At 66.8% G+C, this 4,673-nt stretch carries 4 protein-coding genes; 1 reads left to right on the top strand and 3 read right to left on the bottom strand.

Translation table 11 applies throughout. The features are described 5' to 3' along the window. Positions 1-137: 137 nt before the first annotated feature. Together ACFWXC_RS52900 and ACFWXC_RS52895 are read right to left on the bottom strand one after the other, a co-directional pair. Positions 138-788, bottom strand: coding sequence for an FMN-dependent NADH-azoreductase (locus ACFWXC_RS52900; protein WP_384491507.1), 651 nt, complete (start codon positions 786-788; stop codon positions 138-140). Between the two features lie 126 nt (positions 789-914). Then, complete coding sequence (locus ACFWXC_RS52895) at positions 915-1,214, bottom strand: DUF5133 domain-containing protein (RefSeq protein ID WP_384491509.1); 300 nt, start codon at positions 1,212-1,214, stop codon at positions 915-917. A gap of 972 nt (positions 1,215-2,186) precedes the next feature. Between ACFWXC_RS52895 and ACFWXC_RS52890 the strand changes: the two genes are divergently transcribed. After that, positions 2,187-3,125, top strand: a complete 939-nt coding sequence (locus ACFWXC_RS52890; protein WP_384491505.1) for an RNA polymerase subunit sigma — start codon at positions 2,187-2,189, stop codon at positions 3,123-3,125. A gap of 591 nt (positions 3,126-3,716) precedes the next feature. Here the strand turns inward: ACFWXC_RS52890 and ACFWXC_RS52885 are convergent. Continuing rightward, on the bottom strand, positions 3,717-4,385 hold the full coding sequence (locus tag ACFWXC_RS52885; protein WP_384491503.1) for a nitroreductase: 669 nt from the start codon (positions 4,383-4,385) through the stop codon (positions 3,717-3,719). Positions 4,386-4,673: the final 288 nt, after the last annotated feature.

Raw genomic sequence — 4,673 nt, 5'->3', positions numbered from 1 at the left:
AGAGCCCAACCGCGAGCAGGACTTCGTCGTCGGCCCGAGGCGTGGCACCGTCTCGGTCGGGGTGCGGGCGACACTGACACCGTGTGACGCCTCCGTCGATACGTCGAGACGTCACACGGTGTCCAATGCAGGGTGTTCTACGCGGCAAGGGCTTCCGCGAGTTCCTTGGCCTTGGCGGCCGCGTCCTCCAGGGCACCCTTACGGGACGCCTCGTACAGAGGGACCAGTTCGGACATGGCCGGATTGCGAGGGGCCATAGTGAGTTCCGGGACGATGAAGTGGAGGTCCAGGCCGAGGGTGTTCTTGAGGACGGCCTCCAGGTAGTTCTGCACGAAGTCGTAGCCCTCGCGCGGGGTGCCCGGTGCGTAGGAGCCGCCGCGGCTGGCGACGACGACGGCGGGGGTGCCCTGGGCGGACGGGGCCTCGCCGGCGGTGCGGCCGAGCAGGAGCACGCTGTCCAGCCAGGCCTTGAGGGTCGTGGGGATCGAGAAGTTGTACATGGGGGCGCCGATCAGAACGGCGTCAGCCCGCTCCAGCTCCTCGATGAGCGTCACGCGCGCGGCGAACGCGGCCGACTGCTCCGGGGTGCGCTCCGTGGGAGCCGCGTACCCGGCGGACCAGGCGGCGGCGGTGATGTGCGGGACGGGGTCGGCGGCGAGGTCGCGGTAGATCACCGTGCCCTCCGGGTGCTGCTCCTCCCATGTCCTGCGGAAGGCGGCCGTGACGGAACGGGACGAGGACGCCTCGCCCGGGAATACGGACGAGTCGATGTGTAGCAACGTGGCCATGGGCTTTCTCCCAGGAGAGGATCGACACTCGGCGATAGTCAAACATGAGATGGTATTGAATGAGAATATCACGAGTGAGACGGACGCCTTGATCTGGCGACGAGACAGGCGAGCGCGGACCTCTAGCTAGGGAGCGGTACAGGATCGATCAACGGGCACGGAGCAGCCAGATGGGACCGCCGGCAAACCGTCCTCGCTGCGCGGCTCCTGGACACTGCTCCGCCCGACCCGGGCCACGAGCAGCGTGTCCGCGGCCGCTATGGCCTCGTGGACGTTCCGGGTTCCCATCGTGATGCACAGCGTGTAACTCACGTCCTCAAGCTCACGTGTACCTTCCCGTCCTTCGCCTTCGGCGAGCGCGATCCGCAGGGACGCGTACCGGGTCAGTAGCCTTCTGACGACCTTCGGATCCGGAACAACGAGCACAGCCAGGTCCTCTCTCAACGTTCGAGTCACATCCGCACCCCATGCCAACGTCCCGCTTGGCGACAGCAGCGTTCGGTTGCCTTCGTGGGCCACGCTGCTGCCTTGAGTGAAGACCGGCTGCCCCCGACTTCTGTGACGAGATCGGCTTCAACGCTCCATCACTGCGGCCGTGTCGCACCGTCCTGGCCCGACTGGTCTATCTGGTGGCTGCGCGGGCGTCCTTATGCGACGTACCAACCTTCCTTGCCGGAGGCGACGGCTGGATCGGTAGCGGCACGACACGCTGTCGTCTCGTTGCGGCACCCCCTGCGCAGCACCCGGCCGATCGCGGGGACCGGGACCGAGATCCGCCACCAGACCGGACGGTGTTCGTACGCTCTGCGAACTTCACGTGCGTGGGCGGCGGGCTCCGGCGTCGAGGCCGTCGGCGAACTGCCGTTACCGGCAGGGGCGATGGTCACGTTCTACCCGGAACTGGACCTCGACATCGCGCACTCTTTGACACACCGTGGTCCAACGGACAGGAAATGCCCTCCGCGCTGGTCGTCTGGACCGCCGGGAACGGCACCGACGGCAGTTCCGAGCCGGATGAGCGGGCGGCCGGAGACGATGCGCCCGTTCCTGATTTCGCTTCTCCCGTAGCGGCCGCACGTCCGATGCCGAACCCAGCGTGCCGTACGGCAGGGCGAGGTCAGTAACCACTCCACCGGGTACTGCCCGTTGCAGCCGTGTGGGACAGCTGGTGTCACACGACGCGTGCATGGCCGGTCAAAGGATTGAGTCGAGGAATGAAGGAGGTGTGCCGTGTGCGAGGACTCAGACATGAGCTGCTGGAGTCTCTTTGCCGGACGCGGGGTCCGCATGTTGCACCCTGCCGTCGGCACGCAGAATTCTCTGAAGCCCTCGTGAAGGTGGACGGGATCAGTGTGTGCGGCTGTGTAGTGCCGTGCCTTGTGAGGGGGAGGATGCCGTATGGACCATGCTGACTCGGTGCCGGTAGCGGAGTTGCTCGATGAGCGTCGGCACCTGCTGGAAGTCACCTACTGGATGTTGGGCAGCTCCGGTGAGGCGGAGAGTGTCGTCGGAGAGACCTATCGTCGGTGGTACGGGCTGTCCGAGGCGGAGCGTGGGGAAATCTCAACTCCCCGATACTGGCTCGCGAAGACCGCGGGTGAGATCTGTCTGAACCTGCTCGCTCACCCCCACCGGGGTGCGACCGGTCAGAGGGACCAGACAGAGGAGCACCACACGAAGGCGGGAGAGGCCGAGGGAGCTCAGGCGGGCCTGGCGAAGGAGGTCAGCCGGGTTCTGCTGAACGCGCTGGACTCTCTGTCGCCGGCCGAGCGGGCGGCGTTCGTGCTCAATGACGTCTTCGGGATGACCTCCGGTACGGTAAGTGACATCGTGGGACGCTCAGAGTCCGAGTGCGTTGAGCTCGCCGACCGTGCCCGGCACAGCATTCGGATGCAGCGCTCACACTCCACCCCACCGGAAGAGCACGATCTCCTCGCCCGCACCGTCCGCCAGGCCTGCGTGAACGAAGATGCCGAACTGCTGGAGTCGTTGCTGTGTCAGGACGCCACGGCGTTCTTCGACGGCGGCGGCAAGGTCCGCGCACTCAGCAGGCCCGTGCACGGCAGCCGTCAGGTCGCTCGCAGCCTGCTGATACTCCTGGCCCGCCACCCCCGCACCACTCTCACCACCCAATCCGTCAACGGGCGTACCGGCCTCATCGTCCGCTACGGCCACCAGGTCGCCGCCGTCATCAGCCTCGACATCGCCGAACACCATGTCGCACAGGTCTGGGTTGTCCTCAATCCCGACAAGCTGCGCTCCTGGAACCAGCTCCCCACCCAGGGCGACCCCGGCTCGCACGGACGCCGGTCACAGCGAGGCGATGGCTGGCTCTGATCGCTTCCGGGTGTTGCTGTGCGGCCCTTCCAAGAGACCTGCGTCCGCTCGCTGTCGTCGGCTCTCTGTCGTGCATTAGGCGGCGTCGGGGACGTGGTCGCCCCACTCGGTCTCGGATGTGCACCAGCGCATCTGGGTCCGGACCACCCTTGTGCATGAGGTCCACGATCAGCTTCAGTTCGTGCAGGCCTGGACGCAGGCGATCTCCCGCTGGTGGCTGGCCCGCGGTGGTGGAGGCCGCCCGCATCGTGTGTCGCTGATGCCCTTCGTGCAGGAATGTGCCGGTTCCACCGCTACGAGACACGGGACGATGCGGCCCTCCTCGTGCTAACGAAACGGGCGGCATGCGGTCTTCGGGACGACCATGAACACGTCCATGCAGGCTGGGGCTTGATGAAGCCGAACCGGACGTTGAAGCCGGGCGGACGCGGCCTGGCGATGATCAGCGCTCTGCGCCGTTTCTCGATCGCGGATGTCGTTCCGATGTCCCGTCCGCCCGGGCCTTTGGTGCTTGCATCGGTGCGTGGCCGGACCACGCTGCAGGCGTGAGGGCCCAGACGGGCGAGAGTCCCCCCACGGACGCAGACGGTGTCAGCAACCGTCGACGAACGTCACTGTCTCCTCAAGCGGCGCCCGGCCGATACGGGGTTGGCTTGCCGTAGCGTCCTCGTGCCCGATCGACATGCCGCAGAAGAGGAGAAGCTCATCCGGGGGCGACAGGATCTCCGCGACGGTCTTGTGATACTTGGCCCAGGCCATCTGCGCGCAACTGTGCAGCCCTTCGGCGCGGAGCAGCAGCATGACGGACTGCAGGTACGCGCCCACGTCGGACCACTGGGGTCGGCCCATGCAGCGGTCGATATAGCAGAACAGGGCGGCGGGTGCCCCGAAGCAGTCCCAGTTCGCGGCAGCGGCCCTCTGCCGCGCCTCGAGGTCCGCACGCGGAATGCCGAGTGCGCCGTAGCGCTGCTCGCCGAAGGCGGACCGACGCTCCTGGTAGGGGCTCTTGAGCATCGCGGGGTACTGCTCGTACTCCGGCTCGTCCCAGGGGTCGCCTGTGGCTATGCGCTCACCGGCGCGCTTTTTGAGCTCAGCCAGTGGTCGGCCGGTCAGCACGTAGGCATGCCACGGTTGGAGGTTCGATGCGGAAGGCGCCCACGCCGCGGCGGACAGCACGCGCTCCAGCACCTCCCGAGGGACCTGCTGGTCGGTGAATTCCCGCACAGCGTGCCGACTCGCGACCGCTTCATAGACGTTCATGATCGCCTGCACCCCTTCTCTATCCGGTACATCTGCAACCGTCACGTTCTTGACAGTATCATGTAATACTATCTCGCGGAGTGGAGCGGCCCGCATGGAGAAGGAGAAGGGGGATCGTCCGGGGGTGGTTCGCGAGCGTCGCCGGTTGGCATTCCGCAGGGTTCGTGGTGCCGCCGGCGACGCCCCCGCCTGTGCTGCTCGCGGTTGGGCTGGTGTGTGGCCAGGGGTGGCCGCTGGTCTCGAGGCCGGGTTCGCGGTAAGGGACCTGCCGCCCGGAACCCGTCCACG

Source organism: Streptomyces sp. NPDC058683 (assembly GCF_042716195.1).
In the GTDB taxonomy this organism is placed as follows: domain Bacteria; phylum Actinomycetota; class Actinomycetes; order Streptomycetales; family Streptomycetaceae; genus Streptomyces.
The sequence above is the reverse complement of the archived record's forward strand: the minus strand, read 5'-3'. Positions and strand labels throughout refer to the sequence as shown.